Annotated in this window: 26 protein-coding genes; 11 read left to right on the plus strand and 15 right to left on the minus strand. The window is 55.3% G+C overall.

The window, feature by feature from the left end:
* Positions 1 to 3: 3 nt before the first annotated feature.
* Entirely contained in the window at positions 4 to 2,214 is a 2,211-nt protein-coding gene (locus tag AC1RO5_RS09785) for a xanthine dehydrogenase family protein molybdopterin-binding subunit (protein WP_493174716.1), read from the plus strand.
* A gap of 11 nt (positions 2,215 to 2,225) precedes the next feature.
* Positions 2,226 to 3,194, plus strand: a complete 969-nt coding sequence (locus AC1RO5_RS09790; RefSeq protein ID WP_493133872.1) for an XdhC family protein — start codon at positions 2,226 to 2,228, stop codon at positions 3,192 to 3,194.
* Between the two features lie 9 nt (positions 3,195 to 3,203).
* Here AC1RO5_RS09790 and AC1RO5_RS09795 read toward each other — a convergent pair whose 3' ends face one another.
* A complete protein-coding gene (locus AC1RO5_RS09795; protein ID WP_493133874.1) occupies positions 3,204 to 3,983 on the minus strand; it encodes a carboxymuconolactone decarboxylase family protein in 780 nt (259 codons plus the stop codon).
* A gap of 77 nt (positions 3,984 to 4,060) precedes the next feature.
* The gene (locus AC1RO5_RS09800; protein WP_493174717.1) at positions 4,061 to 5,119 is read right to left on the minus strand and encodes an NAD(P)-dependent alcohol dehydrogenase; all 1,059 of its coding nucleotides are present in this window, start codon (positions 5,117 to 5,119) and stop codon (positions 4,061 to 4,063) included.
* Positions 5,120 to 5,285: 166 nt separating this feature from the next.
* Between AC1RO5_RS09800 and AC1RO5_RS09805 the strand changes: the two genes are divergently transcribed.
* Together AC1RO5_RS09805 and AC1RO5_RS09810 are read left to right on the plus strand one after the other, a co-directional pair.
* The gene (locus AC1RO5_RS09805; protein ID WP_493174718.1) at positions 5,286 to 6,179 is read left to right on the plus strand and encodes a LysR family transcriptional regulator; all 894 of its coding nucleotides are present in this window, start codon (positions 5,286 to 5,288) and stop codon (positions 6,177 to 6,179) included.
* Between the two features lie 107 nt (positions 6,180 to 6,286).
* Positions 6,287 to 7,297 carry an aldo/keto reductase gene (locus tag AC1RO5_RS09810; RefSeq protein WP_493174778.1) on the plus strand — a complete coding sequence of 337 codons (1,011 nt, stop codon included), beginning with the start codon at positions 6,287 to 6,289 and terminating at the stop codon, positions 7,295 to 7,297.
* A 54-nt stretch (positions 7,298 to 7,351) separates the two neighbouring features.
* On the opposite strand, the gene AC1RO5_RS09815 is transcribed toward AC1RO5_RS09810, so the two are convergent.
* Together AC1RO5_RS09815 and AC1RO5_RS09820 are read right to left on the minus strand one after the other, a co-directional pair.
* Complete coding sequence (locus tag AC1RO5_RS09815) at positions 7,352 to 8,668, minus strand: Bcr/CflA family multidrug efflux MFS transporter (protein ID WP_493174719.1); 1,317 nt, start codon at positions 8,666 to 8,668, stop codon at positions 7,352 to 7,354.
* Positions 8,669 to 8,702: 34 nt separating this feature from the next.
* Positions 8,703 to 9,686, minus strand: a complete 984-nt coding sequence (locus tag AC1RO5_RS09820; RefSeq protein WP_493174720.1) for an aldo/keto reductase — start codon at positions 9,684 to 9,686, stop codon at positions 8,703 to 8,705.
* Positions 9,687 to 9,792: 106 nt separating this feature from the next.
* Here AC1RO5_RS09820 and AC1RO5_RS09825 point away from each other — a divergent pair, with 106 nt between their 5' ends.
* Positions 9,793 to 10,695, plus strand: a complete 903-nt coding sequence (locus AC1RO5_RS09825) for a LysR family transcriptional regulator (RefSeq protein ID WP_493156473.1) — start codon at positions 9,793 to 9,795, stop codon at positions 10,693 to 10,695.
* A 24-nt stretch (positions 10,696 to 10,719) separates the two neighbouring features.
* Here AC1RO5_RS09825 and AC1RO5_RS09830 read toward each other — a convergent pair whose 3' ends face one another.
* The 4 genes from AC1RO5_RS09830 to AC1RO5_RS09845 form a co-directional block, all read right to left on the minus strand.
* Positions 10,720 to 11,541 (minus strand): SDR family oxidoreductase, encoded by an 822-nt coding sequence (locus AC1RO5_RS09830; protein ID WP_493174721.1) that lies wholly within the window; start codon positions 11,539 to 11,541, stop codon positions 10,720 to 10,722.
* Positions 11,542 to 11,743: 202 nt separating this feature from the next.
* Positions 11,744 to 12,055 carry a putative quinol monooxygenase gene (locus AC1RO5_RS09835; RefSeq protein ID WP_493174722.1) on the minus strand — a complete coding sequence of 104 codons (312 nt, stop codon included), beginning with the start codon at positions 12,053 to 12,055 and terminating at the stop codon, positions 11,744 to 11,746.
* 94 nt (positions 12,056 to 12,149) lie between these two features.
* Positions 12,150 to 12,839, minus strand: coding sequence for a carboxymuconolactone decarboxylase family protein (locus AC1RO5_RS09840; RefSeq protein ID WP_493174723.1), 690 nt, complete (start codon positions 12,837 to 12,839; stop codon positions 12,150 to 12,152).
* 87 nt (positions 12,840 to 12,926) lie between these two features.
* Positions 12,927 to 13,907 carry an aldo/keto reductase gene (locus tag AC1RO5_RS09845; protein WP_493174724.1) on the minus strand — a complete coding sequence of 327 codons (981 nt, stop codon included), beginning with the start codon at positions 13,905 to 13,907 and terminating at the stop codon, positions 12,927 to 12,929.
* Positions 13,908 to 14,039: 132 nt separating this feature from the next.
* On the opposite strand from AC1RO5_RS09845, the gene AC1RO5_RS09850 reads away from it, so the two are divergent.
* A complete protein-coding gene (locus AC1RO5_RS09850) occupies positions 14,040 to 14,933 on the plus strand; it encodes a LysR family transcriptional regulator (RefSeq protein ID WP_493174725.1) in 894 nt (297 codons plus the stop codon).
* Positions 14,934 to 15,376: 443 nt separating this feature from the next.
* On the opposite strand, the gene AC1RO5_RS09855 is transcribed toward AC1RO5_RS09850, so the two are convergent.
* The 6 genes from AC1RO5_RS09855 to AC1RO5_RS09880 form a co-directional block, all read right to left on the minus strand.
* On the minus strand, positions 15,377 to 16,201 hold the full coding sequence (locus AC1RO5_RS09855) for an inositol monophosphatase family protein (RefSeq protein WP_493174726.1): 825 nt from the start codon (positions 16,199 to 16,201) through the stop codon (positions 15,377 to 15,379).
* A 79-nt stretch (positions 16,202 to 16,280) separates the two neighbouring features.
* Positions 16,281 to 16,751 (minus strand): hypothetical protein, encoded by a 471-nt coding sequence (locus tag AC1RO5_RS09860; protein ID WP_493174727.1) that lies wholly within the window; start codon positions 16,749 to 16,751, stop codon positions 16,281 to 16,283.
* An 80-nt stretch (positions 16,752 to 16,831) separates the two neighbouring features.
* Complete coding sequence (locus AC1RO5_RS09865; RefSeq protein WP_493174728.1) at positions 16,832 to 17,236, minus strand: helix-turn-helix domain-containing protein; 405 nt, start codon at positions 17,234 to 17,236, stop codon at positions 16,832 to 16,834.
* 204 nt (positions 17,237 to 17,440) lie between these two features.
* Complete coding sequence (locus AC1RO5_RS09870) at positions 17,441 to 17,632, minus strand: hypothetical protein (protein ID WP_493174729.1); 192 nt, start codon at positions 17,630 to 17,632, stop codon at positions 17,441 to 17,443.
* 220 nt (positions 17,633 to 17,852) lie between these two features.
* Entirely contained in the window at positions 17,853 to 18,452 is a 600-nt protein-coding gene (locus AC1RO5_RS09875; protein WP_493174730.1) for a DUF262 domain-containing protein, read from the minus strand.
* Between the two features lie 465 nt (positions 18,453 to 18,917).
* Positions 18,918 to 19,190, minus strand: coding sequence for a hypothetical protein (locus AC1RO5_RS09880; protein WP_493174731.1), 273 nt, complete (start codon positions 19,188 to 19,190; stop codon positions 18,918 to 18,920).
* A 177-nt stretch (positions 19,191 to 19,367) separates the two neighbouring features.
* Here AC1RO5_RS09880 and AC1RO5_RS09885 point away from each other — a divergent pair, with 177 nt between their 5' ends.
* The 5 genes from AC1RO5_RS09885 to AC1RO5_RS09905 all read left to right on the plus strand — a co-directional run bounded on the left by AC1RO5_RS09885 (position 19,368) and on the right by AC1RO5_RS09905 (position 23,718).
* Positions 19,368 to 19,979, plus strand: a complete 612-nt coding sequence (locus AC1RO5_RS09885) for a hypothetical protein (protein WP_493174732.1) — start codon at positions 19,368 to 19,370, stop codon at positions 19,977 to 19,979.
* A gap of 381 nt (positions 19,980 to 20,360) precedes the next feature.
* Positions 20,361 to 20,900, plus strand: a complete 540-nt coding sequence (locus AC1RO5_RS09890; protein WP_493174733.1) for an AAA family ATPase — start codon at positions 20,361 to 20,363, stop codon at positions 20,898 to 20,900.
* Between the two features lie 3 nt (positions 20,901 to 20,903).
* Positions 20,904 to 22,586, plus strand: a complete 1,683-nt coding sequence (locus tag AC1RO5_RS09895; RefSeq protein WP_493174734.1) for an adenylosuccinate synthetase — start codon at positions 20,904 to 20,906, stop codon at positions 22,584 to 22,586.
* Positions 22,587 to 22,589: 3 nt separating this feature from the next.
* On the plus strand, positions 22,590 to 23,240 hold the full coding sequence (locus tag AC1RO5_RS09900) for a DUF7002 family protein (protein ID WP_493174735.1): 651 nt from the start codon (positions 22,590 to 22,592) through the stop codon (positions 23,238 to 23,240).
* Positions 23,227 to 23,718 (plus strand): NUDIX hydrolase, encoded by a 492-nt coding sequence (locus tag AC1RO5_RS09905; RefSeq protein ID WP_493174736.1) that lies wholly within the window; start codon positions 23,227 to 23,229, stop codon positions 23,716 to 23,718. The genes AC1RO5_RS09900 and AC1RO5_RS09905 overlap by 14 nt, the downstream gene beginning before the upstream one ends.
* Positions 23,719 to 23,865: 147 nt before the next feature.
* On the opposite strand, the gene AC1RO5_RS09910 is transcribed toward AC1RO5_RS09905, so the two are convergent.
* Positions 23,866 to 24,738 (minus strand): helix-turn-helix transcriptional regulator, encoded by an 873-nt coding sequence (locus AC1RO5_RS09910; protein WP_493174737.1) that lies wholly within the window; start codon positions 24,736 to 24,738, stop codon positions 23,866 to 23,868.
* Positions 24,739 to 24,901: the final 163 nt, after the last annotated feature.

The following is a 24,901-nucleotide window of genomic DNA, read 5'->3' on the forward strand; positions in this document are numbered from 1 at the left end:
CTGATGAGCCAGTCCATAATCGGCACCCCGTATAAGCGTATCGACGGCCGCCTTAAAGTCACGGGCGCAGCACGCTATGCAGCAGACCATCCCTTTCCAGACATGGCTTATGCCTACGGCGTCTACAGCACGATCGCCAATGGCCGGGTCGTGGCCATCGATGACACACGGGCACGCGCGATGCCGGGCGTGGTCGCCGTTCTGCACCACGGAAACTTCCCCGCGCTGCACCGCACACCTGATGTAGCCATGACCTTCAAGGACATTCTCAGCGCCGCCAAGGTCGACGAGCGCCGATTGCCTTTCGAGGATGACAAGGTCGCCTATCCGGGCCAGTTTGTAGCGTTAGTTGTGGCTGATACCTTCGAGCAAGCCCGAGCGGCATCGCATCAGGTCAAGGTGGAATATGCCGAAAGTCCGGCCATCACCAACCTCAAAGATGCACTGCGGCAAAAGGGTGCGCGCGAGGGAGGGCGCGGGCACAGCCGAGGCGATCCGGATGCAGCCTGGCAGACGGCGGCCACGCGGCTGGATCAGACCTATACCACTCCGGTGGAAACCCACAGCCCGATGGAGATGCACGCCACTACGGCGTATTGGCGCGACGGCAAGCTGTATGTCTACGAGGGCACGCAGGGAGTCGTCAATCACCGCAACGTGCTGGGCAATGTCTTCGACCTGCCTCCAGACCGCGTTGAAGTGCATGCACCCTTCATCGGTTCCGGATTTGGCAGCAAACTGTGGCCGTGGCCTCACTCGATAGCAGCCTGCGCCGCCGCCAAGGTCGTGAAGCGTCCGGTGCAATTGATGCTGCCCCGGGCGCAGATGTTTACAACCGCAGGGCATCGTCCTGAAACCTTGCAGCGCATTCGCCTTGCCACTGATGGGGACGGCAAGTTGGTGTCTATTCGGCATGAGTCATTCAATAGCACTTCGACCACCGATGCCTACACCGAAGCATGCGGCGGCGTCACACGTAGCCTTTATTCCTGTCCGAACGTGCTGGTGAATCACAAGAACAGTCCGCTTAATCGAGGCACTCCCACATCAATGCGTGCACCTGGTGCCGCACCTGGCCTGTTTGCTCTGGAGTCGGCGATCGACGAATTGGCGCTGCTGCGTGGTGTTGATCCGCTGGTGTTTCGCAAGCTGAATCTGGCCACGCGAGACGAAAGCCTCAACCTGGAATGGTCGAGTAATCATCTCCCCGAAGCGATTGATACCGCCGCCGAACGATTTGGCTGGCACGCACGCAACGCAGCGGTCGGTTCAATGCGTGACGGTGATGAGGTCATTGGCTATGGCATGGGCGCCTGCAACTGGGAAGCCTTCCAGGTTCCCACCGACGCCCGCGTGATCATCCGCTCGGATGGCAGCGCCCTAGTGCAATGCGGTCAGCAGGATATCGGCACCGGTACCTATACAGTGGTGGCGCAGGCTGTCGCTCAACTGACTGGCCTGCCATTCGAGCGTATTGAGGTTGAACTGGGCAGCTCTACGTTTCCGCCGGGCGCGTTGGCGGGTGGTTCGTGGGCCACCGCAAGTATCTTGCCGGCCATCGCAGGCGCCACCCGGGCTGCGCTCGCAAAGTTGCGGCAGTACGCTGTCATGGACGGTGGGCTACTGGTGGGTGGTGAGCCAGATAGCTTGACGGTGGAGGGTGGTCAATTAGTTAAGGATGGCCAGCGTGCAAGTTTTGCCGATGTACTTCGTCACAAGCGATTGGGCCGAGCCGAGGGGCACTTCCAGAGCGGAGCCAAGGGCGGAGACTTTTCCTATCGTTCCTTCGGCGCGCACTTTGTCGAGGTGCGTTGGGATCCAGGCATTTCGCGCCTGCGCGTAGCACGGGTAGTCAGTGCCATCGATGTGGGCAAGGTGGTTAACCCGCTGGCGGCGCGAAATCAGGTGGAAGGAGCGATCATCATGGGCGTGGGGATGGCGCTGTTTGAAGCGTCGGAGAATGACCCCAGCAGCGGTTTGCCGGTCAACAACAACTATGCCGAATACGTGGTGCCCGTGCATGGAGACTTGCCCGACATCGACGTGACTTTGCTCGACTATCCGGATTACAACCTCAGTGAGTTCGGTGCCCGAGGGATCGGGGAAATCGGCGTTACCGGCCTTGCAGCAGCGGTTGCCAATGCTGTCTACCACGCAACTGGAAAACGCATTCGCAGCTTGCCCATCACCAAGGAAAAGCTAATGACTATTTGAGGATCGATGCCATGAAACAGCTTGATCTTCAGGTCATTCAGCAGGCCCGAGCCTGGATCGCACAGGGTCAGCCTGTATGGCTTTGCACTGTCCTTGCCACCTTCGGCTCGGCGCCGCGCGGCCCTGGGGCGATGTTGGTCTGTCTGAGTTCTGGCGAGCATCGGGGCTCACTGTCTGGCGGGTGTGTCGAGGATGATTTTCTTGAGCGGGTCGCTAGTCAATTCTTCAGGCCGGTGAACCAAGTGGTTCGCTATGGCGAGGGAGGTCTGGCACCCAACTTGGCGTTGCCATGCGGTGGCGTTCTAGACGTGCTTGTGGAATATCTGGCTCCGACCAGCGATACCGACGCGCATCTTGCGGCCGTTGAGGCGGCTTTCGCTGGATCGGGCTTGATAACTCGTCAAGTGCTGCTGGGCACCGAGCACCGTCGCATCGACCCTGGCAGCATGGATGTAGCGAGAGTCGAAGTCGGCGTGGAACAGGTGGCAATTCGTATTGGCGCGGTGCAGCGTTTGCTGCTGGCCGGGCTTTCACCCGTCGCGGAGTTCTGCGCCAGCTTTGCCATTGCATTGGGCTATGAGGTGATTCTGTGCGAGCCACGGGAAGAACTAATTGCCGGCTTCACACTGTCGGGGGTTGAAGTACATGAGGTGCTGCCGGCGGTCTACATCGCCAATGGCGGATGCCATGCGTCAACAGCCGTGGTAGCTCTGACGCATGATCCGCGCCTGGACGACCTCACACTGCTTGAAGCGGTACGTACTCAGGCGTTCTACATTGGCGCGATGGGTTCGCAGCGCACAAGCAGTAAGCGTTTTGAACGCCTGGCGCGGATTGGTGGGCTCGATGACGCGAGCCTGCAAAGGATCCATGCACCCATCGGCCTGCGCTTGGGCAGCAAGACCCCTGCAGAAATCGCCATGGCGGTGATGGCCGATATCCTGCGGGTGTCCAACGGTATACAGCGTCACGCGCTCTAGCTTTGAGTATCAGACTTGCTTGCGTGAAGCGAATACGTCCTTGAGCACCGGCACCGCCGACATCGCCTTCGGCCAGCCAACGTAGAACGCCAAATGCGTCACCACCTCGGCGGCTTGGGCTTGGCTCAGGCCGTTGTCCATGGCTCGGTTGAGGTGGAACGGGAGCTGTGCCGCTTGGCCCTGGGCAATAAGAGCGGCGACAGTGACCAGGCTGCGGTCTCGGGCGTTGAGATTGCTTTGCCGCCAAAGGTCACCGAACAACACGTCATTGGTGTATCGAGCCAGCTCCGGCGCCACGCCTCCAACACCAGCCTCGACTGCGGCACGGCGTTTTACTTCACTCTCTGGATCAAGTGTCAGGGGAGCGCCCACTGGTGGCGAAATCTGATCGGCTGGAATATGTCGCTCGCTGAATATCTGCTTGGCGACGCCGGCTGCAGACATCGCGTTAGGCCAGCCAGAGTAGAACGCCAAGTGGGTAATCAATGCGCTGATCTCACTTGGCTTGAGGCCATTGTCGAGCCCCAGTTTGATGTGCCCTGTGAGTTGCGGGATCTGGCCGCTGGCGATCAGGGCAGACAAGGTAATCAGGCTGCGATCTCGCGGTAACAGCTCTGCACGTTTCCACACTTCGCCGAACAGCAGCTCGGTGGTGTATTTGTATAGCTGCGGGGTGACTTCCAGTAGGTCGGGTGACGGCTTCGGATCGGGACGCGGCTGAGCTTGATCAGCGTCCACGGCGGTGGCGAAGAGGAGGGTGGCGAAGGTCGTAGCGGTGAGCAGTTTCATCGAACGTTCCTATTGGAGTGTCGAAATGCTCGCGGGCCTGGATCCGTTGCCCGCGAACCTGAGGGTACGGCTGGCGATCAGGTTGGCGCAGGCGCTGGCAACGAACCCATATCGATGACAAAGCGATAGCGCACGTCGGCGCGCTCCATCCGGTCAAAGGCTTCGTTGATCTGATCCATACGGATCATTTCGCACTCAGGCAGGATGTTCTTCTCGGCGCACAGGTCGAGCATTTCCTGGGTTTCTTGAATGCCGCCGATGGGCGAGCCAGCAATGCGGCGCCGGCCGAGTATCATCGGCACGGTGTTCTGCTCTTCCATCGGCCCGACTTGGCCAACCATCACCAGGGTCGCATCGACATCGAGCAGCGATACATAACCATCGAGCTGATGCTTGACTGGCACCGTATCGATGATCAGATCGAAACTTGAAGCCGCAGCGACCATGGCAGCGCTGTCGCTCGATGGCAGAAGGCGTGTGGCACCCAAGGCCAGGGCATCGGCTTCCTTGTCCCGCGTGCGGCTGATAACCGTCACCTCGGCCCCCATTCCCACTGCCAGCTTGACGGCCATATGGCCCAGGCCGCCGAGACCGATTACGCCAACACGACTGCCGGGAACGACGTTCCAGGTACGTAACGGGGAGTAAGTGGTGATACCCGCACACAGCAGCGGGGCGACCTTTGACAGGTCAAGACTTTCAGGGACGCGCAGCACAAATTCTTCACGTACCACCAGGTGCTTGGAGTAACCGCCGAAGGTGTTCTCACCGCTCAAACGATCCTTGCCGTTGTAGGTGTTGGTATTCCCCTCGCGGCACAGTTGTTCTTCGCCTTTGCGGCATTGGTCGCAGGTCATGCACGCATCGACCATGCAGCCGACGGCCACAGCGTCACCGACTTTGTAGCGGCTCACTTCATTTCCGATGGCGGTGACGCGGCCAACAATCTCGTGTCCGGGCATGGCAGGGTAGACCGTCCAGCCCCAATCGTTACGCGCGGTATGGAGGTCGGAGTGGCAGACGCCGCAGTAGAGCACTTCCATGGCAACGTCGTTGGGGCGCAGTTCGCGGCGATTGAACCGTAGGGGGGCGAGAGGGCTTTGTGGGGTTTGTGCGGCGTAACCGATGGTCTTCATTGCATACCTCGAACATTTGAAACGAATGAATAGACCAACCCATGGTAGGCAACTGAAATCCATTGATTAAGAGGCATAACCTGCATGGCGTCATGAGTTCAGCTCATCAATGGACGTTGCTCTGAGATATGCTCAACAACGATCACTATATGAATGAGGTTCATGAATGGCGCGCGAAGGATACGGCGACCTTTTGGCATTTGTGGCTGTCGCGCGGGAGCGCAGCTTCACACGCGCAGCCGCTCAGCTCGGCGTTTCACAGTCGGCTCTGAGTCATACCATCCGCGCGCTGGAAGCCCGACTTGGCGTGCGTTTGCTGACGCGAACCACCAGAAGTGTGGCGCCCACTGAAGCCGGAGAGCAACTGTTCAATAAGCTGGCCCCGCGCTTCGATGAGATCGAGGCCGACCTTGCCGAAGTGGTCGAGCTGCGGGATTCGCCTCGCGGCACGCTTCGTATCTCGGCCACGGACTATGCCGCCAACGCGGTGCTGTGGCCGCGTCTGGCGGATTTCATGCCGCGCTATCCAGATATCAAGATTGAAATCATGACCGACTACGGGCTGACCGATATCGTTGCAGAGCGTTATGACATTGGCGTGCGCCTGGGGAACCAGGTTGCCCAGGACATGATTGCCGTTCGAATCGGCCCCGACTTACGCATGGCGATGGTCGCCTCGCCGGCGTATCTGAAAGTGCATTTAGCACCGCAGTTACCGGAAGATCTGGCAGCTCACAACTGCATCAACCTAAGGCTCCCCACTCATGGGGGTTGCTACCCATGGGAACTGGCTAACGGTGACCGCGAGTTACAGCTTCGGGTGCAAGGGCAACTGACCTTTAATGGCACATACCCGATGCTCGCGGCTGCGCTGGACGGGTGCGGTGTGGCTTATCTGCCTGAGGATCTGGTTAAAGAGTACGTTGCGGCCGGCCGCCTTTGTTGGGTGCTGGAGAAGTGGTTTCCGACCTTCCCGGGCTTGCACATCTACTACCCGAGCCGGCGGCAGTCTTCACGGGCACTTGCTCTTGTAGTGGATGCACTGCGCTACAAGGCGTAAATCATTCATGAGTTAGTCTCATGGCCGTATCCCTTTTTTGCACCTTAATCACCAATACAAATGGGTCTAGGATCAATTCATCTTTTAAACGCCTTTGAGGGTTAATGATGAATTACCGTTATCTGGGCCGCAGCGCCCTGAAAGTATCGCCTTTGTGCCTGGGTGCGATGATGTTCGGCGGCGAGACCGATGAAGCTACCAGTAAGCGCATCATCGACAAGGCGGGTGCCGCAGGCATCAATTTCATCGACACTGCTGATGCTTATCACGCTGGACGTTCCGAAGAGGTGGTGGGCCGCTCCATTGCGGCTCAGCGTGACAACTGGGTCGTGGCGACCAAGTTCGGCTATCCGTCGTCGGCCGATGCAGGCCCGAATCAACAAGGGCAGTCGCGCAAGTGGATTATGCAGAATGTCGAAGCCAGCCTGAAGCGCCTGGGCACCGACTATATCGACATCCTGTATTTCCATCGCACTTTGAGTGATGCGCCGATGGAAGAAGGCCTGCGCGCAATCGACGACCTGATTCGCCAAGGCAAGATCCGCTATTACGGGGTTTCCAATTTCCACGGTTGGAAAATCGCCGAGATGGTGCGCATTGCCGATGCGTTGGGGATCCAGCGGCCAACCGTCAGCCAACCTTTGTACAACATCGTCAATCGCATCGCCGAGGTAGAGCAACTGCCTGTCGCAGGCAATTACGGCATTGGGGTTGTCCCTTACAGCCCGCTCGCCCGTGGCGTTCTCAGCGGTAAGTACCCAGTGGATGCGCCACCACCGGCTGATACAAGAGCCGGGCGCGGTGACAAGCGTATCCAGCAGACAGAATGGCGTCCCGAGTCTTTGAAGCTCGCGCAGACCATCGCCCAGCATGCGACCGATCGCGGCACCACTTCAGTTGCCTTTGCCATCGCATGGGTACTGAAAAATCAGTTGATCAGCGCGGCGATCGCGGGCCCGCGCACCGAAGCTCATTGGGACAGCTACATAGAAGCTTTAGGGCTGGAGTTGGGGCCAGATGACGAGAAACTGGTCGACAGCCTGGTTGTGCCAGGGCATGCATCGACCCACGGTTTCACCGATCCGGGCTACCCGGTTGAAGGGCGCAAAGTGAGCTGAAACGAGAGAAGGCTAGGACAGGGCAAGCAGCGTAGTGGCTGCCCTGTCCTGTTTTTAACGCTCCGTAGCAGTCTGATCACCTTGGATTTCGATGTCCTTTCCAGGTTTAGATTTAACCACCCAGAACGCACACACCATACTGGCCGCTCCGAATACTGCGATCACTGTCGCCATTGGCTTCGGGGTACCGTCTGCCAGTACGCCGACCAAGCCCGACCCGAGTATCCCTGTTCCGTACTGCAACGCCCCAATCAGTGCAGAAACCGCTCCAGCCATATGGGGGAAACTGTCCAGCGCACCGACGATCGAGTTGGCGACGATTAAGCCCGCTGCTGCGACGAACACGAACAGCGGCGCGACCAATCCCGTCAGCCCGCCAATACCACTCCATACGTCGATCACCAGCCAGAGGCTCGACAAGGCAGCCATCAGCGCTCCCAATCGCATCAGCTGATCAGTACCTACTTGCCTGACGAGCCTGGCGTTGAGCTGATTAGCGAGCATGATCCCCACGATGCCCACACCGAACAGGATCCCGTAGGTCTGCGGGGATAGGTGGTAATAGTCTATGTAAGCGAAAGGCGTTCCCGCGATGTAGGCATACATTCCCCCATAGAAGAATCCACCTGCCGAGGCATAACCCAGGACGCGGCGATCGGTCAGCAGTTTGCCGTATCGGTAAAAGGCACCACTGAGCGGGGCGTGATTGCGGCGTTCGACAGGAAGGGTTTCCGGAAGCGTATACAGGGCAACAAGTGTGGCCACGCCAAATACCGCCAACGCCCAGAAAATCAAATGCCATGAGCCTAATTTGAGAATTACCCCGCCAATGCTCGGGCCCAGTAGCGGGGCCACGGCCATGACCGTCATCAGGGTCGACAGCATTTGTGCAGCCCGGTGCCCTTCATAAAGATCGCGGATCATTGCACGGGCCAGCACGACACTGGCACATGCGCCTACCGCCTGTACCGCACGCCAGCCAATCATCATTGGCGCCGTCGTCGATAGAGCGCAGCCGGCGGAACCCGCGATAAACAGCAGCAACCCCAACGCGACTGGCATCCGCCGTCCGTATCGGTCGCCGACCGGCCCCCATAATAACTGGCCTAGGCTAAAGCCGATCAGGTAGCCGGAAATCGTAAGCTCAAGCTGGCCCGCGTTAGCGTGCAGCGACTTAGCCATGGCGGGCATGGCAGGCAGGTAGAGATCGGTTGAGATGGAAGCAAAGGCCATCAAGGCACTGAGGGTCGCCAGAATCCATAGGCTTTGTTTGTCGGACGGCTGAGTTGTCTCCATGTGGCGTTCTGTCGGTGGCATGGTCAGCGATACTCTTGAAATCGGGTTGAATAAAACAAGACCACCGACGCCCATCTACGGGCGCCGCGGTTGGCCAGGGCGGTGGAAGTTAGCGGTTAACGTTCTTCTGCAAATGAGCAGGGTAGCGATCACCCACGACCTTGATCTGCTCAAGTGCCGTAGCGATGGAAACAAGATCGGCCTTGTTCAGGAGGAGGTCGGCTGCACCGATGTTCTCTTCCAGTCGATTCAACTTGGTGGTACCTGGAATAGGTACGACCCAAGGCTTTTGCGCCAACAGCCAAGCCAAGGCAACCTGCGCTCGTGTTGCGCCTTTACCGTCGGCGATCTGACCGAGCACCTCGACCAATTTCGCATTGGCCTTGCGGTTTTCTTCGGTGAAGCGCGGAACCACATTGCGGAAGTCGTCGTCCGCGAATTTGGTGTCGGCATCGATGGCTCCGGTCAGGAAGCCTTTGCCCAGCGGGCTGAATGGAACGAAGCCGATTCCGAGTTCTTCCAGTACCGGCAAGATCTGCTCTTCAGGCTCGCGCCACCATAACGAATACTCACTTTGTAGGGCGGCAACAGGAAGCACGGCGTGCGCGCGGCGGATTGCATGTGGCCCCGCTTCTGACATCCCGAAGTGCAGAACTTTGCCTTCCTCGACCAGTAGCTTCACGGCACCCACAGCGTCTTCAATCGGAATCTGAGGATCAATGCGGTGTTGGTAGAGTAGCTCGATGCGGTCAGTTTTGAGCCGCTTCAGCGAGGCCTCGACGACCGCTTTTATGGTGTCGGGGCGACTATCGAGACCTTCACCAGGAACTCCATTTTTGAAGCCAAACTTGGTCGCGATGACGACTTGATCCCGGATCGGGGCCAATGCTTCGCCTAACAGTTCCTCGTTGGTGTAAGGCCCATAAGCCTCTGCACTGTCGAAGAAGTTGACGCCCTTGTCGAAAGCATTACGGATCAGAGAAATTGCTGCGTTACGCTCCAAGGCGGGGCCATACGCGAAGCTCAGGCCCATGCAGCCCAAGCCAATGGAGGACACTTCCAAACCGCTTTTGCCTAGCTGACGTTTCTGCATGTTTCGTCTCCTTCGCAAAGTTGTGGCTGACAGGTACACTTTAAATTCCTGTGCCTAATTCAACAATTGGCGCACCGCTTCATGGGGAGTTGAGGAGAATTCACTAATGATTCGTGCTGGCCTTCCTGAATTGACCGCATTTGTAGCCATCGCTGAACAACGCAGTTTCAGCGGCGCTGCCAGGATGCTGGGTGTTTCGGCCTCGGCACTGAGCCATTCAATGCGCGGGCTAGAATCGCGCCTTGAACTTCGCTTGTTCAATCGGACAACCCGCTCAGTCGCCTTGACCGAGGCGGGGGAGCAACTTTTCTTGCGAGTGCAGCCACTGTTGGGCGAACTCGAATGTGCGGTCAACGACGTCACGTCAGAGCGCAATACCCCTTCAGGCCTGATACGACTGAGTGCATCCGAATCATCATTCAAACTTTTGATCCGCCACGTCATGCCCCAATTTCTCCAGGACAATCCGCAGATCCATATCGAGTGTGTGGCTGAAAGCCGCTTGGTCGATATCGTCGCCGATGGGTTCGATGCGGGCATTCGGCTGTTTGACGATGTTCCGCGCGACATGATCGCGGTGCGCTTCGGCCCCGATGTGCGATTTGCTGCAGTGGCTTCGCCTGAGTACCTGAGTCGGCATCCGGCGCCTATGGCACCACACGACCTCAAGGCTCATCGATGCATCCGGTTTCGCTTTGCCAGCGGCACGCTGTTTCGTTGGGATCTCGATCATCTGGGCAGATCAGCCAGCATCGATGTCGACGGGCCCATGACCATGGATAACATCAACCTGATGATAGAGTCTGCTTTGGCGGGCATTGGTATTGCGTGGGTACCTGAGCATCAGGCCGAGGAACATTTGCAGGCCGGGCGCCTAGTCCATCTGCTGCCTGACTGGGGCCCTTACTATGCCGGCGCATGTCTCTACTACCCAGCTAATCGGCACCCGCCTATGGCCTTGCGGATGTTCGCGGAAGCGGTGCGCGAGTGGGCACGCCAGCAAGAATAAAACCACTCCTGCTGGCCTGTGGCGCTACTGGTCATCGCCATACAAGTATTGAGCGGTAACTCCGCCGTCCATAAGGATGTCGCTGCCGGTGATGAACGTCCCTTCAGGGCCCATAAGCAGAGCAGCGACCGCACCCACTTCATCGGGCGTACCTCCGCGCTTGGCTGCGGACGATTCGATCATGCGGCGGTACCCATCCCCACGCGGGCCATTGAGTTCATCCCGGGCCAAAGGAGTGAAGATAATGCCAGGGCTAATCGTGTTAACACGCGCCCCACGCTTTCCCCATCGAACGGCTTGCGCAGCCACACGCAGAGAGTTGCCACGTTTGGATATCTGATAGGCGTTCAGGGGATCGGTTACTAGCTCGGGCTGTAGCATCGGTAAAGCAAGAAGATCTTCAGTCGGGGTTAACGCCAAGGCTTTGTTCTGTTCGGTGGTGAGCGCCGGCAAGCGGTGACCTGACTGCGAGGCGATGACGATTGCCGAACCACCTTTTGTGATTACATCTCCAAACAGCTCCAGCACTAAAGCGGTGCCATACAGGTCGACCAGGAGAATGGTGGCAGGTGCAGCCTGAGATGGAGAAATACCTGCTGCGTGGATGACTCCGGTAATGTCACCAATGCTTGCAGCAAGGGCGACGAGTGCCTGGACAGACTCGCGGGACGAGATATCAACCTTGGACGTGGTGACTTCAAAACCTGCATCGCTCAAAACTTTCGCGGCTGCATCAGCCGTTTCTTGCCGCAGATCGGCAAGCAATACATGTTTGCCAGCGCTCACGCGCCGAGCGATGGCTTGGCCAATTGAACCAGCACCGATTACTACAGTTACATCTGTCATTTTCATTTTCCTACAATGGTGTGATTTCACTCTACGGTGAGAGGCGCTTGATGATTAGTCCTTCAAAAACGCGCGGCCTTGTGAGTTCAATTCAGTAATTCGTCGAGAAAATTTCAGTGACCGAGTATTGAAAATATGAATGGGTGAATGACCCTCATAAGGCTGTGTAGCAGGCCCCTGATTGTTGATCAGTCGATTGACCTCAGTCGCTTACCCGTGCATTGAGCGTAATGACGGGGCCGAAAGTGAGCAGTGGACGTAGTTCATCCATAACACTGGCGACATGTTGGTTGCCAGCGTGGTCTTCGACCGCCTGCTGGTTTGTCCAGCCATCGATAATGTAAAACGTATTGGGTGCCTCTAAACTCTGATAGAGGTCGTAATACAGGCAACCGGGTTCCGCTCTTGCCGGCTCAACAAATTGCAAAATCAAGGCTTTAACCCGCTCGGTGTTGCAATCATCGCAGCGAAGCTCGCAGATGATGTGCCGCTCTTCGGATTTGGTGCTTTGCATGTTCTTACCCTGGATGTATTGAAATCTTCGCTCGCGCGAAATGACTGATTCACGGCCGATCATTCGATGTACAGCGCCAGATTTGCCAAGCGGTTTACTCGGCGCGCTGTTCGAAAATTCCTTTGGCGATGGCTGCCGCCGACATTGCATTCGGCCAGCCGGCATAGAAGGCTAGATGCGTAATGATTTCAGCGGCCTGAATTTGGGTCAGGCCGTTATCCATGGCTTTGTTCACATGGAAAGGGATTTGAGCGGCTTGCCCCACTGCAACCAGGGCGGCGACCGTGACCAGACTGCGGTCACGGGGTGTTAGTGCCGGGCGCAGCCACAGGTCATGGAACAATACCGAAGTTGTATAGCCTGCGAGCGCGTCGAATGCAGGCCCGATCATCTGTTCTACCGCTGCCACGCGCATCTGCTCAAAGGCGTCGTCAACTGGGAGCAGGTTGTCCTGTACATCCGCCAATGCGGTTGGCGCGATATCGCGGGCCTCAAATACGTCTTTGGCGATGGATGCCGCCAATGTGGCATTGCCCCAGCCTGAATAGAATGCCAAATGAGTGATGACTTCACTCAGTTCGGTGGGCGTAACACCATGGTTCAACGCCAAATCGAATTGGCGAGCCATTTCGGCTGGCTGATGCCGCGCAATCAAGGCGGCAACGGTCACGATGCTGCGATCCCGGGGCAGCAATTGCGGACGCTGCCATATCTCTTCCAAAAGCACGTCCCGGGTGTAGCGCGCAAATGCCGGTACGGCGAAGTTCGCTTCGTCTGACTTCATAGTGATTGATCGCTCGTGCAGGTGAATAGTGGGAAATGAGCGCGTGACGGTGCCCCTGAAGAAACACCGTCAGGCGCTGAAGAACGCTTAGCGGTTGATGGTTTTCATCATCTGCGCGTTGTAACGGTCACCTTGTACAGGCACCTTGGCCAGAACCTCACCGAGTTCACGAAGGTCTTCTGCGGTCAATTGCACGGTTGCTCCGCCTACGTTTTCTTCAAGGCGATGCAGCTTGGTGGTGCCGGGGATAGGCGCAATCCACGGCTTTTGTGCCAGCAGCCAGGCCAATGCAATCTGGGCCGGGGTTGCTTGCTTGCGCTGGGCGATTTCACCGATCAGGGCGACGAGATGGTGGTTGGCCTCGCGGGCACCATCAGCAAATCGAGGCAGATTATTCCGTACATCACCGCTAGAGAACGTCGTACCGGCATCTATTTTCCCGGTCAGGAACCCTTTGCCCAACGGGCTGAAGGGAATGAAACCAATCCCGAGCGCTTCGAGAGTTGGAATTATTTCCAGTTCAGGCTCACGGGTGAACATCGAATACTCACTTTGAAGTGCCGACAGCGGCTGCACTGCATGGGCACGACGGATAGCGTCTACGCCAGCTTCACACATGCCAAAGTATTTGACCTTGCCCTCGGTGATGAGGTCGCGCACGGCCCCGGCAACATCTTCCATAGGGACATTGGGATCGACGCGATGTTGGTAAAACAGGTCAATGCAGTCGGTCTTCAGGCGCTTGAGTGATTCTTCCGCCACCTGACGGATGCGCTCAGGTCGACTGTCCAGCCCAGCGGCGGGATTGCCGTCCTTAAAACCGAATTTTGTCGCGATGACAATCTGCTCGCGAAATGGTTGAACGGCTTCACCCACCATTTCTTCGTTGACTTGCCCATAGGCTTCTGCCGAATCGAAGAGGGTGACACCACGCTCAAAGGCCGCCCTGATGAGTTTGATTGCGTCCGCTTTGTCAGTGGCGGGGCCATAGCCAAATGTCAGACCCATGCAGCCCAAGCCAATGGCTGAAACTTCGAGGCCGTTGCTGCCGATTTTGCGCTTTTGCATCATCCATCTCCTTTGAGGGTATTGGAAACCAACCCACAAACTGTTTGGTTATTGGGGATGCAGCTACTTTAAAAAGATCTGATCCATTCAAGAAGTGGCATACTGCGATAACCGGTATGAGATAAATTCATCATGGCGCAGAGCGATTTCAACAGCCTAGCGGTGTTCATCACCGTTGCGCGCGAGCGCAGTTTCACCAGAGCCGCGGCCCATCTGGGTGTGTCCCAATCCGCTATCAGCCATAGCATCCGTAGTCTTGAAGAGCGTCTCGGAATCCGCTTGTTGACCCGCACCACACGCGGGGCGTCGCCGACCGAAGCCGGCGAGCGTTTGCTCGCCAGCCTTGTGCCTTACTACGAGGGAATAGAAGCTGAAGTCGCCGCGTTGGGAGAGTTGCGCGACAAGCCATCAGGGACTATTCGGATAACGTCCCACGACCATCCCGCATCCACCATTCTCTGGCCGAAACTCTCCAGGTTGCTGCCGGAATATCCCGACCTCACCCTGGAGATCAATATCGGCTACGGGTTGATCGATATCGTCGCTGAACGTTATGACGCGGGAGTGCGGATAGGCGATCAGGTGGCAAAAGACATGATCGCAGTCAGAATTTCCCCTGACTTTCGCATGGCTGTGGTGGGCGCGCCGAGTTACTTTGCCCATCGTGAAAAGCCACAAGTTCCCCAGGATCTGACCACCCATAACTGCGCGAACCTGCGTTTGCCCACTCATGGTGGCCTGTATGCCTGGGAGTTTTCCAAGGCGGGTAAGGCACTGCATGTTCAGGTGTCTGGGCAGATGATCTTTAACACCTCACCCCAGACAATGGCCGCCGCTCTGGAAGGATACGGGCTGGCTTATGCGCCGGAGGATGTTGTCCAGGCCTATGTCCAGGATGGCCGGTTGATCCGTGTTCTTGAGGACTGGTCGCCGACTTTTCCGGGATATCACCTTTACTACCCGAGCCGGAGGCAATCCTTGCCAGCCTTCGCACTTGTAGCCAACGCTCTGCGCTACAAGGGGTAGGGACATGGGCAGATCCTTTATAGGTTGACGATAGTCATCGTTGATGACCGAGTGTTCCGACCAGGGTTCAAGTACAGCAATGTAGAGGTATACCTGCTCAGTCTTTGCCCAAAAGGTGAGTACACGGATGACCTTTTTTCCATCTCACAACCGGTCACTCCTGAAAAGCCCATGAGCGTGCTGGATTCCATCAATGAGCGATGGGGTAAGCGTCTACTTGGCAGTAAGGTAACTCAGCGCTGCTGTCAGGCTATGGTTCGGCTAGCATCGCGTGCTGGCATGATGGAGGGCGGCGAAGCCAGTGTTGTGTATGCTGGTCGCACCTTTGCGACGTCAGTCGCGGCTACTTTTTGATTCCAAAAGACACCGAATTTTTTTGAAAAAACTGGCAACATGCCGTCTCCAATGCGTAGGTAATGATCCCTCCGGCTTTACAGAGCGCCCTAGTTCGCCGACGTCTCAAAAACTTTGGCCCAGTCGCGACTCACGAGTTCAGAACAAGCATTGGTTGCTCCGCCAAAGCATTGTTGGCAAACCCTCAACATTTCCACCTCAGTACGATACTGAATAGGGTTTCCGGATTCGTCGACCAAAACGCCTTTGGCACCAATCAGCAATGCGTGCCCCGCGACTACGTCATGGGCTGACACCGGATATAGAGACAGTCCGCAAACTCCATCCCCAGCAGCGACCTTAGCCAGTCTGTACGCAATCGATGGCATGGGATAAAAACCTGCCGGCGCACAGAGCTCGCGGTTGGTCTGCGGCTTGTTGCGGGCTGCAGCGCTCACCATCACCAAGCTTCCATCCGTAAGCTCCTGCTTTGAGAGGTCTACATATACGGGGTTTCCATTTCTAGCCAGGTGATCCATGCCTTGCGCCCAACTGATGCAGTCTGAATTCTCGGTTGGTGTGAAAGGTGCATGTACTACGCCCAAAACGGGATGATTGTTGTGAAGCAATCCTACTGAGATGGCCGATCCATCTAGGCCTTTGAGGAAATCACTGGTGCCGTCGTTGGGGTCAACAACCCAGCAGAAGGAGTTGCCGAAAAGTATGTGGCCGGTCTCTTCACCCCACCAATCGCATAGCAAAATTTTCAGCAACTCCTCACGGAGAAACACCTCAATTTCGACGTCGATTTCAGCTTTATCACCGTAGCCCCTACGGCCTTCCGGACGGACACATTCCTCCGCCAGTAAAGTACCTGCCCGCTCCACAACCTTGATCACCTGGGGAAGAATCTGCTGCATTTGTGTGTTGATCATGGTGACCTGGTGAGCTAATGGGCGGAGGAGTGCAGGGGGATATTTTGTTCGTAAGCAAATAGACAATGCTCCTACTATCCTACTGGAGCTGCGAACCAAGCCATCGACTAAGACGATCACCTTGAACGTTTTCCAGCTTGTTGATGGCTCCTCTGAGCATTACGACCATGGCATCTAAATCATGATCGTCCGGAAACCACTCTGACAGCTCGACGTTGCAAAAGTCTGAGCGTCCGAGCACCCACTTGAGAACCATATCTCCGGTCGCGCGTAAGTGATCGGCCATATAGATTTGGTGATCGCTCTTCCACCCCCTCCGCTCAAGTTCATCGGTGGCGTTCAAGATGCCCGTGTCACCAAAGCAAAATCTCGTGTCGGGGTAGTGGATACCAGCAAGCGACACTTTCGCTTCTCCGACCTTGCTGTTCCAATATGCTAGGTAGTGCCATCCGCCCGAAGTGGCGTGAGGCCTCGGGAAATTTATGGCTGCCTTGCCGGTGATGAAGTGCTCATAGGTAACCCTACTCAGGTCAAGATCGAAATTACGCATCACTCGACCTCTTGGATCCTTAAAGGCTTGCCACAACCGCAGACGTGTCAGCCGTCTGCTTACGTGGCAATGAAAAGCGTTTATTCAGCGAAATAGAATTCGGCTTGCTGGGACTTCGTCACTGAGCGATGCCTTGCGGGCTTTGGAGAGATATGTCGCGCTGGCAACTCATCACACGACGAAATCGCCAAGTTTTTGAGAACTCCCTCATGGCCTAGGCTCGCCAGTTCCTCTTGGGTGCGACGCAGCAAAGCGTCAACGGACTCTCCCGACTCAGCGCAAAGAGTAATGGCGACCAGGGTCATGGGACTCACTCTGAGCGGGCCGCTCAAAGCCATGATCATCTCCAGCGTGGGACTTGACTGGGCGCGCTCTAATTTCGAAACGTATGTTCGACTGCTGACTTCCGCGAGATTTCTCTGGGTCAATCCTTTGGCCGCGCGCATCGCTTTTAGCACAGCAGCAAAAGCAATTTTGAGCGTCATAAACACGTTCCTAATCAGCCAGTCTTTTTGAGCGGGGTTGCGCTTTATGAGACATTTTAGCCATGTGGAGACAATCACGGTTTGTTGATTGGAGTGGTTTCGCTCACCAGACAAGGTAGGGGTTCCCGCACCACCTCTCTAGACTCTCGCAGTCTTTGCTCAGCGTATATCGCCGAGTCATCCTCAGGCAGCGGGTACGCACCGCTATTTCTTCACCAGATCTTTATACAGTTCTCTTGCCGCCAGGATCTGATCTCTGAGTTCCTCAGGGTCAATCCTCACCCCACCGCGAGGAGTTGTCTGCAGAGTTTTCAAACCATTGGCTGCCTTGATGAAGGCTCGCTCCTCTGCCTGAACCCATTCAGGACGTTTGTCTTTCCAAAATGACCACGCCATTCGCTGAGCCTCGTTCCTTAGTGGATGAGGCTAGTATGTGGCAGCTGAAAGAAATGTCCAAGCTAGGTGGTGACCTTGGTCATTATGTAAGCGGAGCGCGCAGACCAGGAAGGTCGAAGGCATGAGGATGGAAGCCCGCAGGGCCAAGACCCGTCGATAGACGAGACTTGGTTTACGACAGCCATCCCCAGAGGGGCATGCCCGGAAAATAAAATCTAGGTTATCGAACCGCACGCTGTTCGTTCGTACGAGGAGCTACACCCATGGCGTAAAGATCATAAGTCTTTCGCAACAACAATTCGTCATCAGACGATACATGCGCATGCATGAAGACTGTCGACAAGAAACGCTTCCGTTCGCCATTGCCAATCTCAGACCAAACCCTTGGTTGCCCCTGAGCATCTGGGACTGCCAAGCGATCAAGAAGGTACTCTTCAAGGCTATGCAACCGCTGCAAGCCATCGATCAAAATATCGCAGCTCTCAGCCATTGCTCGCCCCGCACCCGAATCACACCACTCATTAGTGAGATAGCTTCCAAGATCACCTCCAGACCACACAGAAACGATGAACCGAGCCTTTTGCCCCAGATTCCAGACTACTGGGCGATGCCAAGACGGAACTGGAATGCCCATTACGAAGCCCGCAGCCCAAGGGTACTTCTCGTGAGCAACAGATGGCTCGACCAAGTGTTTTTCCCAGCGAGAAACCAAGATGTCAATCGGATACTGGTTGGTGCTGGTTGCCAAAATTTGACGAGGCATTCGGAGGCTTGGATCTGAAATTTCGTCGTCCGCGTAGCGCTGAAACTTGGAAGTCATGAATGTCCTTGGAGGAGGGGAGTGCTGAAAGTGGACGAACCATTGGTACGGTTGAAATGACGCCGCCACTCATCAACGATTGAGATGATCAGTAAGTCACGCTCTGTTGAGATTTCGATCTGCTCACCGTCGACGAGCGCTTGCGCATAGCCCTCAGCGAAGGCAGCAGCCCTGTCAAAGTCCGAAAGGGAATCTGATGAGTCCATGTAGCTAACTAAACGCTCCCACGCCCTGCGTTGACGACGACCCTGGATGGTCTCGGCAAACGGAACGGCGCCTTTCAGGGAGCGTGTAAATGCGATCGTTGGTAGGTTCAAAACCGGTTTCTCGAGATGTCATAGATATGAAAAACGGTTCGTTTTGAGAAACCTTGAGCCCGATCGGAATATTTTTTCGAAAGCTCCCCCATCCATGATGAAGAGCTTCTGTTTCACATCGCCGCTTCTCCAAAGCGAAGGCGGAAAGTCATCCTTCAGCTCTCGATAATTCAGTGAGTGCTGAGGCTAGCGCAGCCGCCTGCTGAGGCGTGAACCTAAAGCGCGACTCATCGATTTTGATAGAAATTACGCCATTGGATTCTGTATCCAGGAGAACTGCGTAGCTGTTGTCATCGCCTATGACTTCACCCTCGGCAATGCCGGGCCGAGTGAAGATGGCGAGCCTAACTTCGTCCAACTCCCCCTCGGGCGAACCATCCTTGAACGTGAAGAATCTGTTCGGCGGCAGTTTTGTACTCATGGTCTCGATAGTCCTCAGAAAATATGTCGCATGACTATTTAAACGGAGGCGAAATTCGAAACTTGAGTGGTGGGATTAAAAAGACATCTGACTGAAAAGTAATTTTGCGCAGCGCTAAAGTTTTGCTCGAAAAAATCCGTTTAAGTTTGTATTTCACGGAAAAGGGCTGAGTGGGCAATGTTGAAAGAGCATGATTCTGCAGAAATTATTAGATTCAGGGCCGAGCGCGCATTTCTATCTCATGACGATGACGATGACGATGACGATGACGATGACGATGAGGGTGAGGGTGAGGGTGAGGGTGAGGAAGCTAGGTGGTTCGAGGCATCTGTTGAACTCGCAAATAGCTACATAAGCCTCGTCCTAGACGGGTCTGAATATGACTTCACTGCTCAGCAATGCGGGGAGCTAGCTGATGGGCTGTCGACCCTGGTCAAAACGCTCTATCAACGAAACGCAATCCTCACTGGTATCCCTAATCCGCAGAAATTAGATTTTGGAAAGCTATTTCACCAACTGATTCTGTCTCGTACTCAGTCCACACAGCAGGATTGGTTATGCAACCACGGGTACGACTTGGACGGAATGTTCTTTGGAGCATCTGGATCGTTTCGCTATCCAGATTCGCAAAGCTATTTTCAGCTTTTCATAGGGGTGAACGACGAGCTATTCGTACCGATTTTGGGCATCGAAGACAGAGTATTCACGTTCAGCGTGGAAGACGCTTCGTGGTTGGTTGAGCAGCTGTGCGTAGGAGGATACTTGCTAGCTCGGATTGAAGGGCCCTAAAAGGAACAGCTTGCTTCTTCATGGATAAGTGAGGATGGCCAGTTCCTTTTTGAGAAGCCACTTAACCCTGAATGGAGCGGTGTAGGTATTCCGGCTACCGCTACCAAAGAGAGCGCTCGCGTTGAGCTCCTGTAAAGTTACTTCTCTGCAAGCAACCGGTCAAACGTATGTTAAGAGTCGTGCTCGACAGTTGATCTTGCGCGGTCGATCTGAGCCTGTGCGCATGTTAAGGCACCGGGATGAGAGATCCCGTTGGTGCTAAGCGCGCTCAAACATAGCGAACTGCGCTTTGAACTGCCTCTCATAAAATCCTTTCTTCTCCGCCAACCAAGCTAGGCTTAATGGTTATATTGCATTTTAGAGACAGGGATCGTCCTCACTGTGAAACGACTACTTCTATTGAGTGGCCCGATAGCCAGCGGTAAAACATCGGTTTCTACAGCCCTCCAAGAGCGCTATGGGTTTACTTCCATCAGCAGTGGAGCCTTTTTGCGTGAGCAGTTGACTGCTCGAGACGTGCTCATAGACCGTCATCATCTCCAAGAACTCGGTGATGCCCTAGATATCGCTACCAGGTTTTCCTGGCTCGTAGATTCAGTGGCAAGGCCCGCCATCGAATCCCAGGCGAATATCGAGAATTGGCTATTGGATGCGGTGCGCAAACCCGTTCAGGTTGAGCTCTTCAGACTTCATTTTGCGGACTCGGTGAGGCACGTTTACATCGTCGCATCGGAGTCTGTACTGCGGCAAAGGTACGCGGAGCGTGGCGAAGACCAGGAAGCACAATACCTGTCCAGCCTGATGCACCCTAACGAGCAGACGGCACGTTCGCTCGCAGGCGTAGCTGACGTCGTTCTAGATAACGAAGTACTTAATCCGATTGAAATCGCAGATCGGATCTCGAAAATCTGGGAGAAGTAGTGCATGGATACTCGGCAGATCTTAGTGATTAGTGGAAAGACCTGTAGCGGCAAGAGTGGCTTAGCCGATTTGCTGGAGAAGGAGTTCGGATTCACCGTGGTTCGCGATCGTCGAACACTCCAAGATGATGGGTGGCGTCTAAACATGGAGCAGCCGGCTATTCTTGATCGACGAAGGGAGTTAGATGAGGCAGAGCATTCACAGTGGATGCTTCGGGAAACCGAGACAATGTGCGCAAACGAAGCGGATTGGCGTCCATTAGTCGTTGACCATTTGAATACGCTGGCCCAAGTGCTGCAATTTCGTAGGATTTTCGGGGCCAATCTAGTTCATGTCCATCTGTACGCGAGTGACAACACGCTTCAGGAGCGTTATGCCGAGCGTGTCGAAGGTACCGAAGATACTTCGTCCTATGATGAGGTCAATCAGCTGAGGGATCAGGCTGAGATCGAGGCACTGAAGAAAGACGCAGACGTGCGCGTATACACCGAACGCTCTGACTCTAACGACACGCTCGTGAGGGTTGCAGCCCGTTTGCATTTGTACACTCCTCCAGAAATCAGATGTGTGGATGTGCTCATTGGCGGTCAGTATGGGAGTGAGGGGAAAGGCAATATCGTCGCTTATTTGGCGCGCGAATATGACGTGATGGTACGCGTCGGTGGGCCCAACGCAGGTCATACAGTGGCAAGTACAGCCGGCCCATATACGTACCACCATCTGCCCTCAGGATCACGAGATGTAACCGCACGATTGCTCCTCGGCCCAGGCATGACTATCCACTTACCAGGACTTTTGAAGGAGATCGAGGATTGCGCTATCGGCCAAGACCGGCTGTTCATTGATCCCCAAGCCACCATTATCGAAGACTGGGACATTGGAACAGAAAGGGAGGGACACCTGGTCTCAACTATCGCGTCAACTGGAAGCGGGAGCGGAGCCGCGGCTGCGCGACGTATTCTGGATAGAGGCAAAGGCACAGTCAGGCTAGCGCGTGATGTTGAGGCGCTTCGTGCCTATGTTGGCACCCCCGAAAATTACCATGGATCAACTTCTGACAGGCTGGAGGAGGCTTACCGTAAAGGTCATTCCATCTTATTGGAAGGCACTCAAGGTAGCGGTTTGAGTATTTTCCACGGTGCTTATCCTCATGTTACTTCCCGGGACACTAATGTCGCAGGATGCCTCGCTGAGGCGGGGATATCACCGAGTCGGATCCGCAAAATTCTGATGGTTATTCGGCCAATGCCCATTCGCGTGGGCGATCCCGACGGCGACCAAGGCCACACTTCCGGCGCGCTTAAACGTCCCACAACCTTCGACGAAATTGCTGAGTCCGCAGGCCTTGAAGCTCCGGCTTTGAACGCAGCTGAAAAAACATCAACCACCCATAGAAGCAGACGTGTCGGTTGGTTCGAATGGGATCAGTTCCGAAAAGCCTGTGCTCTGAATGCTCCCACAGATATTGTGTTGACCTTTGCGGATTACCTGAAGTCCACGAACAGTCAGGCACGCCGGTTCGAGCAGCTTGACCCAGACACGATCAAGTTTGTGGAGGAGTTGGAGCGCGTTTCCCAAGCGCCGGTATCGCTGATTAACACCCGGTTTTCACGTGACACAGGTGCCAGCGATCTTCGTTCGCTGATTGATCGGCGCAACTGGACTGCAAGGTCAGGTAGGAGGTAAAAGATGGATCTGCAAAAACTAATCGAGCTCTACCCCCGGGTCTACCACATGGCAGAGCGGGGTGCCTGGGAAAGTATTCGTGCCCATGGGCTAATGAGTACGACAGCGGTTCTCGATCATCTACAGATTGAAGGTGCAGACCGCGCACGGTTCGAAAGTCAACACCGTGACCAGAAAATGGATGTGAAGGCCGGGCATCCATCAAACATTGTGCTGCGAGATCAGAAGCCCATGCCAGAGGGGCGTTTACTGAAGGCGTTGACGGATGGCACAACCCCACGCCAATGGTACGAACTGATCAATGACAAAGTGTTCTTCTGGGTTGAGCAGGAACGGCTTCACCGTTTGCTCGGCGCTCGTGACTACCGCAATCTAGAGCACGATGTCTTGACCCTCGACTCGACGACGCTCATCCCAGCCTATGCTGAAAAAATATGGCTGTGTCACATGAACTCGGGCAATACCTGGCCTATTCCCCATCGCCGCAACACAGAGGTCTTTCGTAGAGTCAATGATTATCCGGTGAAGCCTTCTGGGAAGCCTACGAAAACTGTTGTCGAGCTAGTGGTCGAGTATGCGGTTCCCAACATCGCCGACTACGTGGTTGAGGTACGTCGTATGAAGGGAGCTGACGTATTAGATGTTATTGATTAATAGTAATCGTCGAGACGGGGGCGTTATGCCGCGACGCTGTTTTGCTGCTCGAATTTTGCTGATCAGCCCATCCCATCGCCTGTTGTTGTTCAAAATCCATTACAAGACTGGCGCTTTAGCCGGCAGGAGCTATTGGGCGACTCCCGGTGGAAAGCTTAGAGTCGGTGAAACATTCGAGGAGGCGGCGATTCGGGAGCTGCTAGAGGAAACGGGTATCGCGGTGGAGGACGTTGGTCTTAGCCTGGCGCGCAAGGAGTTTCCGTGGCAATTGTCGGACGGTGAACACGTCCTTGCGGTAGAGAACTACTACATCGTTCACGCACTTGAGGAGCAGTGCTCCTCTGAGAGTTGGACTCCTCAGGAGCATGAAGCCGTATCTGAGATTAGATGGTGGTCACAGAACGAGCTGGCGACCAGCCGTGAAGTGATTCTGCCAATTGACCTGCCGATCCTCTTCGCGCGAGGCCTACATATGTAGGCTTTAGCGAATAGCAACTGCACAAGCCCAAGTGAGCTTGCGTACGCAAATGGAGCGTGCAGACCAGGAAGTGCAAATGCTCCTACAGTCATATGGATGATTTCTTTACACATCCAAACTGCGCCTGAACAGCTGATTGTCTTCGCTCTAGTACAACCAAGGGCTCAATTCATCCATATTCGCTACCACAATCTGCTGAGCCATCGGCTTCATGTGCATCTTAGTGGTATCGATTTGGTATCGATGCAAAACGTATTGAACCAGAGCTCCACGGGTCTTGATTACGAGTTGACCGTCTTCCATTCCATAGTCGGCTTCGATGATTGCGCGCTGTCCAGCCTTCAGTCTTGAGTCAGCCTCCAAGACCACTGTTGCCGGCGTCGTCCATCCCGGATCTAGCAAGCGAGTGTGGTCTGTGACGTCGTTCATTAGCTCCGGAATGCCGCGAAACCGACTCAACACAAAATCACGATACTCACCGTTTTTTTCACAATATGCTCGGACGTGCCAACGCATACCAGTGTGAATGAGCGTATGAGGGGCTATGAGGCGTGTTTCGCCTTCTGGCGTCCGGAAAGACGCGTACTCGCATTCCAATCTTTGGCCCTCCCGGCAGGCCTTGAGTAGCGGCCTAAGCACCTCGGGGCGTATAGATCGGTCGGGTACATCCAAAACATCTATGTGCGCATATGCCAACGTTAAGCCCTCAATGTGCGGGGCCCGCTCGTGATTCTGGTTAAGGAGATGAAGGTACGCGCTAGCGCTATCTTCGATGAATATCGGGTTGAAGTGCTTGCTGGGAACGTAGCCCTTGAGATGCTTGTCGTAAGCCAGATTTCTCGGTGCATGCTCATCAATGTATGTATTGATGTCTTTCGAGGCTTGCTGGCGGCTGATACCGAAACTTTGCATCAGGTGGTTCGTAGTCAACCGGCCTTCCCACCATGCAACTGTCTCGATCAACCTGTACCTCAATGCCAAATCCCAGCGTACGGACTCGATGGCTTTGCCCCGCTTCATGACGACCTCCATCTGCTTGAAAACTTTACCTGTATACGTAAACACCATAGATGTGTCGTCTATATCTACATATCGTTGTTGCACAGAGCAAGCACCATGGAATCCAGTTGGTGCATATTTTTGGCAACGCCGAGTGAGAAATCGGCTGTACTGCCTTAGGGTT

This window comes from Pseudomonas sp. GW822-FHT02G04 (assembly GCF_058802085.1).

Bases quoted from the DNA above. Each gene is read 5' to 3' on its own strand.
- AC1RO5_RS09790 (WP_493133872.1), top strand. From the start codon at position 2,226: ATGAAACAGCTTGATCTTCAGGTCATTCAGCAGGCCCGAGCCTGGATC.
- AC1RO5_RS09810 (WP_493174778.1), top strand. From the start codon at position 6,287: ATGAATTACCGTTATCTGGGCCGCAGCGCCCTGAAAGTATCGCCTTTG.
- AC1RO5_RS09885 (WP_493174732.1), top strand. From the start codon at position 19,368: ATGTTGAAAGAGCATGATTCTGCAGAAATTATTAGATTCAGGGCCGAG.
- AC1RO5_RS09875 (WP_493174730.1), bottom strand. From the start codon at position 18,452: ATGACTTCCAAGTTTCAGCGCTACGCGGACGACGAAATTTCAGATCCA.
- AC1RO5_RS09860 (WP_493174727.1), bottom strand. From the start codon at position 16,751: ATGCGTAATTTCGATCTTGACCTGAGTAGGGTTACCTATGAGCACTTC.
- AC1RO5_RS09815 (WP_493174719.1), bottom strand. From the start codon at position 8,668: ATGGGCGTCGGTGGTCTTGTTTTATTCAACCCGATTTCAAGAGTATCG.
- AC1RO5_RS09835 (WP_493174722.1), bottom strand. From the start codon at position 12,055: ATGCAAAGCACCAAATCCGAAGAGCGGCACATCATCTGCGAGCTTCGC.
- AC1RO5_RS09895 (WP_493174734.1), top strand. From the start codon at position 20,904: ATGGATACTCGGCAGATCTTAGTGATTAGTGGAAAGACCTGTAGCGGC.
- AC1RO5_RS09900 (WP_493174735.1), top strand. From the start codon at position 22,590: ATGGATCTGCAAAAACTAATCGAGCTCTACCCCCGGGTCTACCACATG.
- AC1RO5_RS09910 (WP_493174737.1), bottom strand. From the start codon at position 24,738: ATGAAGCGGGGCAAAGCCATCGAGTCCGTACGCTGGGATTTGGCATTG.
- AC1RO5_RS09820 (WP_493174720.1), bottom strand. From the start codon at position 9,686: ATGCAGAAACGTCAGCTAGGCAAAAGCGGTTTGGAAGTGTCCTCCATT.
- AC1RO5_RS09785 (WP_493174716.1), top strand. From the start codon at position 4: ATGAGCCAGTCCATAATCGGCACCCCGTATAAGCGTATCGACGGCCGC.
- AC1RO5_RS09905 (WP_493174736.1), top strand. From the start codon at position 23,227: ATGTTATTGATTAATAGTAATCGTCGAGACGGGGGCGTTATGCCGCGA.
- AC1RO5_RS09800 (WP_493174717.1), bottom strand. From the start codon at position 5,119: ATGAAGACCATCGGTTACGCCGCACAAACCCCACAAAGCCCTCTCGCC.
- AC1RO5_RS09850 (WP_493174725.1), top strand. From the start codon at position 14,040: ATGGCGCAGAGCGATTTCAACAGCCTAGCGGTGTTCATCACCGTTGCG.
- AC1RO5_RS09830 (WP_493174721.1), bottom strand. From the start codon at position 11,541: ATGACAGATGTAACTGTAGTAATCGGTGCTGGTTCAATTGGCCAAGCC.
- AC1RO5_RS09795 (WP_493133874.1), bottom strand. From the start codon at position 3,983: ATGAAACTGCTCACCGCTACGACCTTCGCCACCCTCCTCTTCGCCACC.
- AC1RO5_RS09880 (WP_493174731.1), bottom strand. From the start codon at position 19,190: ATGAGTACAAAACTGCCGCCGAACAGATTCTTCACGTTCAAGGATGGT.
- AC1RO5_RS09865 (WP_493174728.1), bottom strand. From the start codon at position 17,236: ATGACGCTCAAAATTGCTTTTGCTGCTGTGCTAAAAGCGATGCGCGCG.
- AC1RO5_RS09840 (WP_493174723.1), bottom strand. From the start codon at position 12,839: ATGAAGTCAGACGAAGCGAACTTCGCCGTACCGGCATTTGCGCGCTAC.
- AC1RO5_RS09845 (WP_493174724.1), bottom strand. From the start codon at position 13,907: ATGCAAAAGCGCAAAATCGGCAGCAACGGCCTCGAAGTTTCAGCCATT.
- AC1RO5_RS09870 (WP_493174729.1), bottom strand. From the start codon at position 17,632: ATGGCGTGGTCATTTTGGAAAGACAAACGTCCTGAATGGGTTCAGGCA.
- AC1RO5_RS09805 (WP_493174718.1), top strand. From the start codon at position 5,286: ATGGCGCGCGAAGGATACGGCGACCTTTTGGCATTTGTGGCTGTCGCG.
- AC1RO5_RS09825 (WP_493156473.1), top strand. From the start codon at position 9,793: ATGATTCGTGCTGGCCTTCCTGAATTGACCGCATTTGTAGCCATCGCT.
- AC1RO5_RS09855 (WP_493174726.1), bottom strand. From the start codon at position 16,201: ATGATCAACACACAAATGCAGCAGATTCTTCCCCAGGTGATCAAGGTT.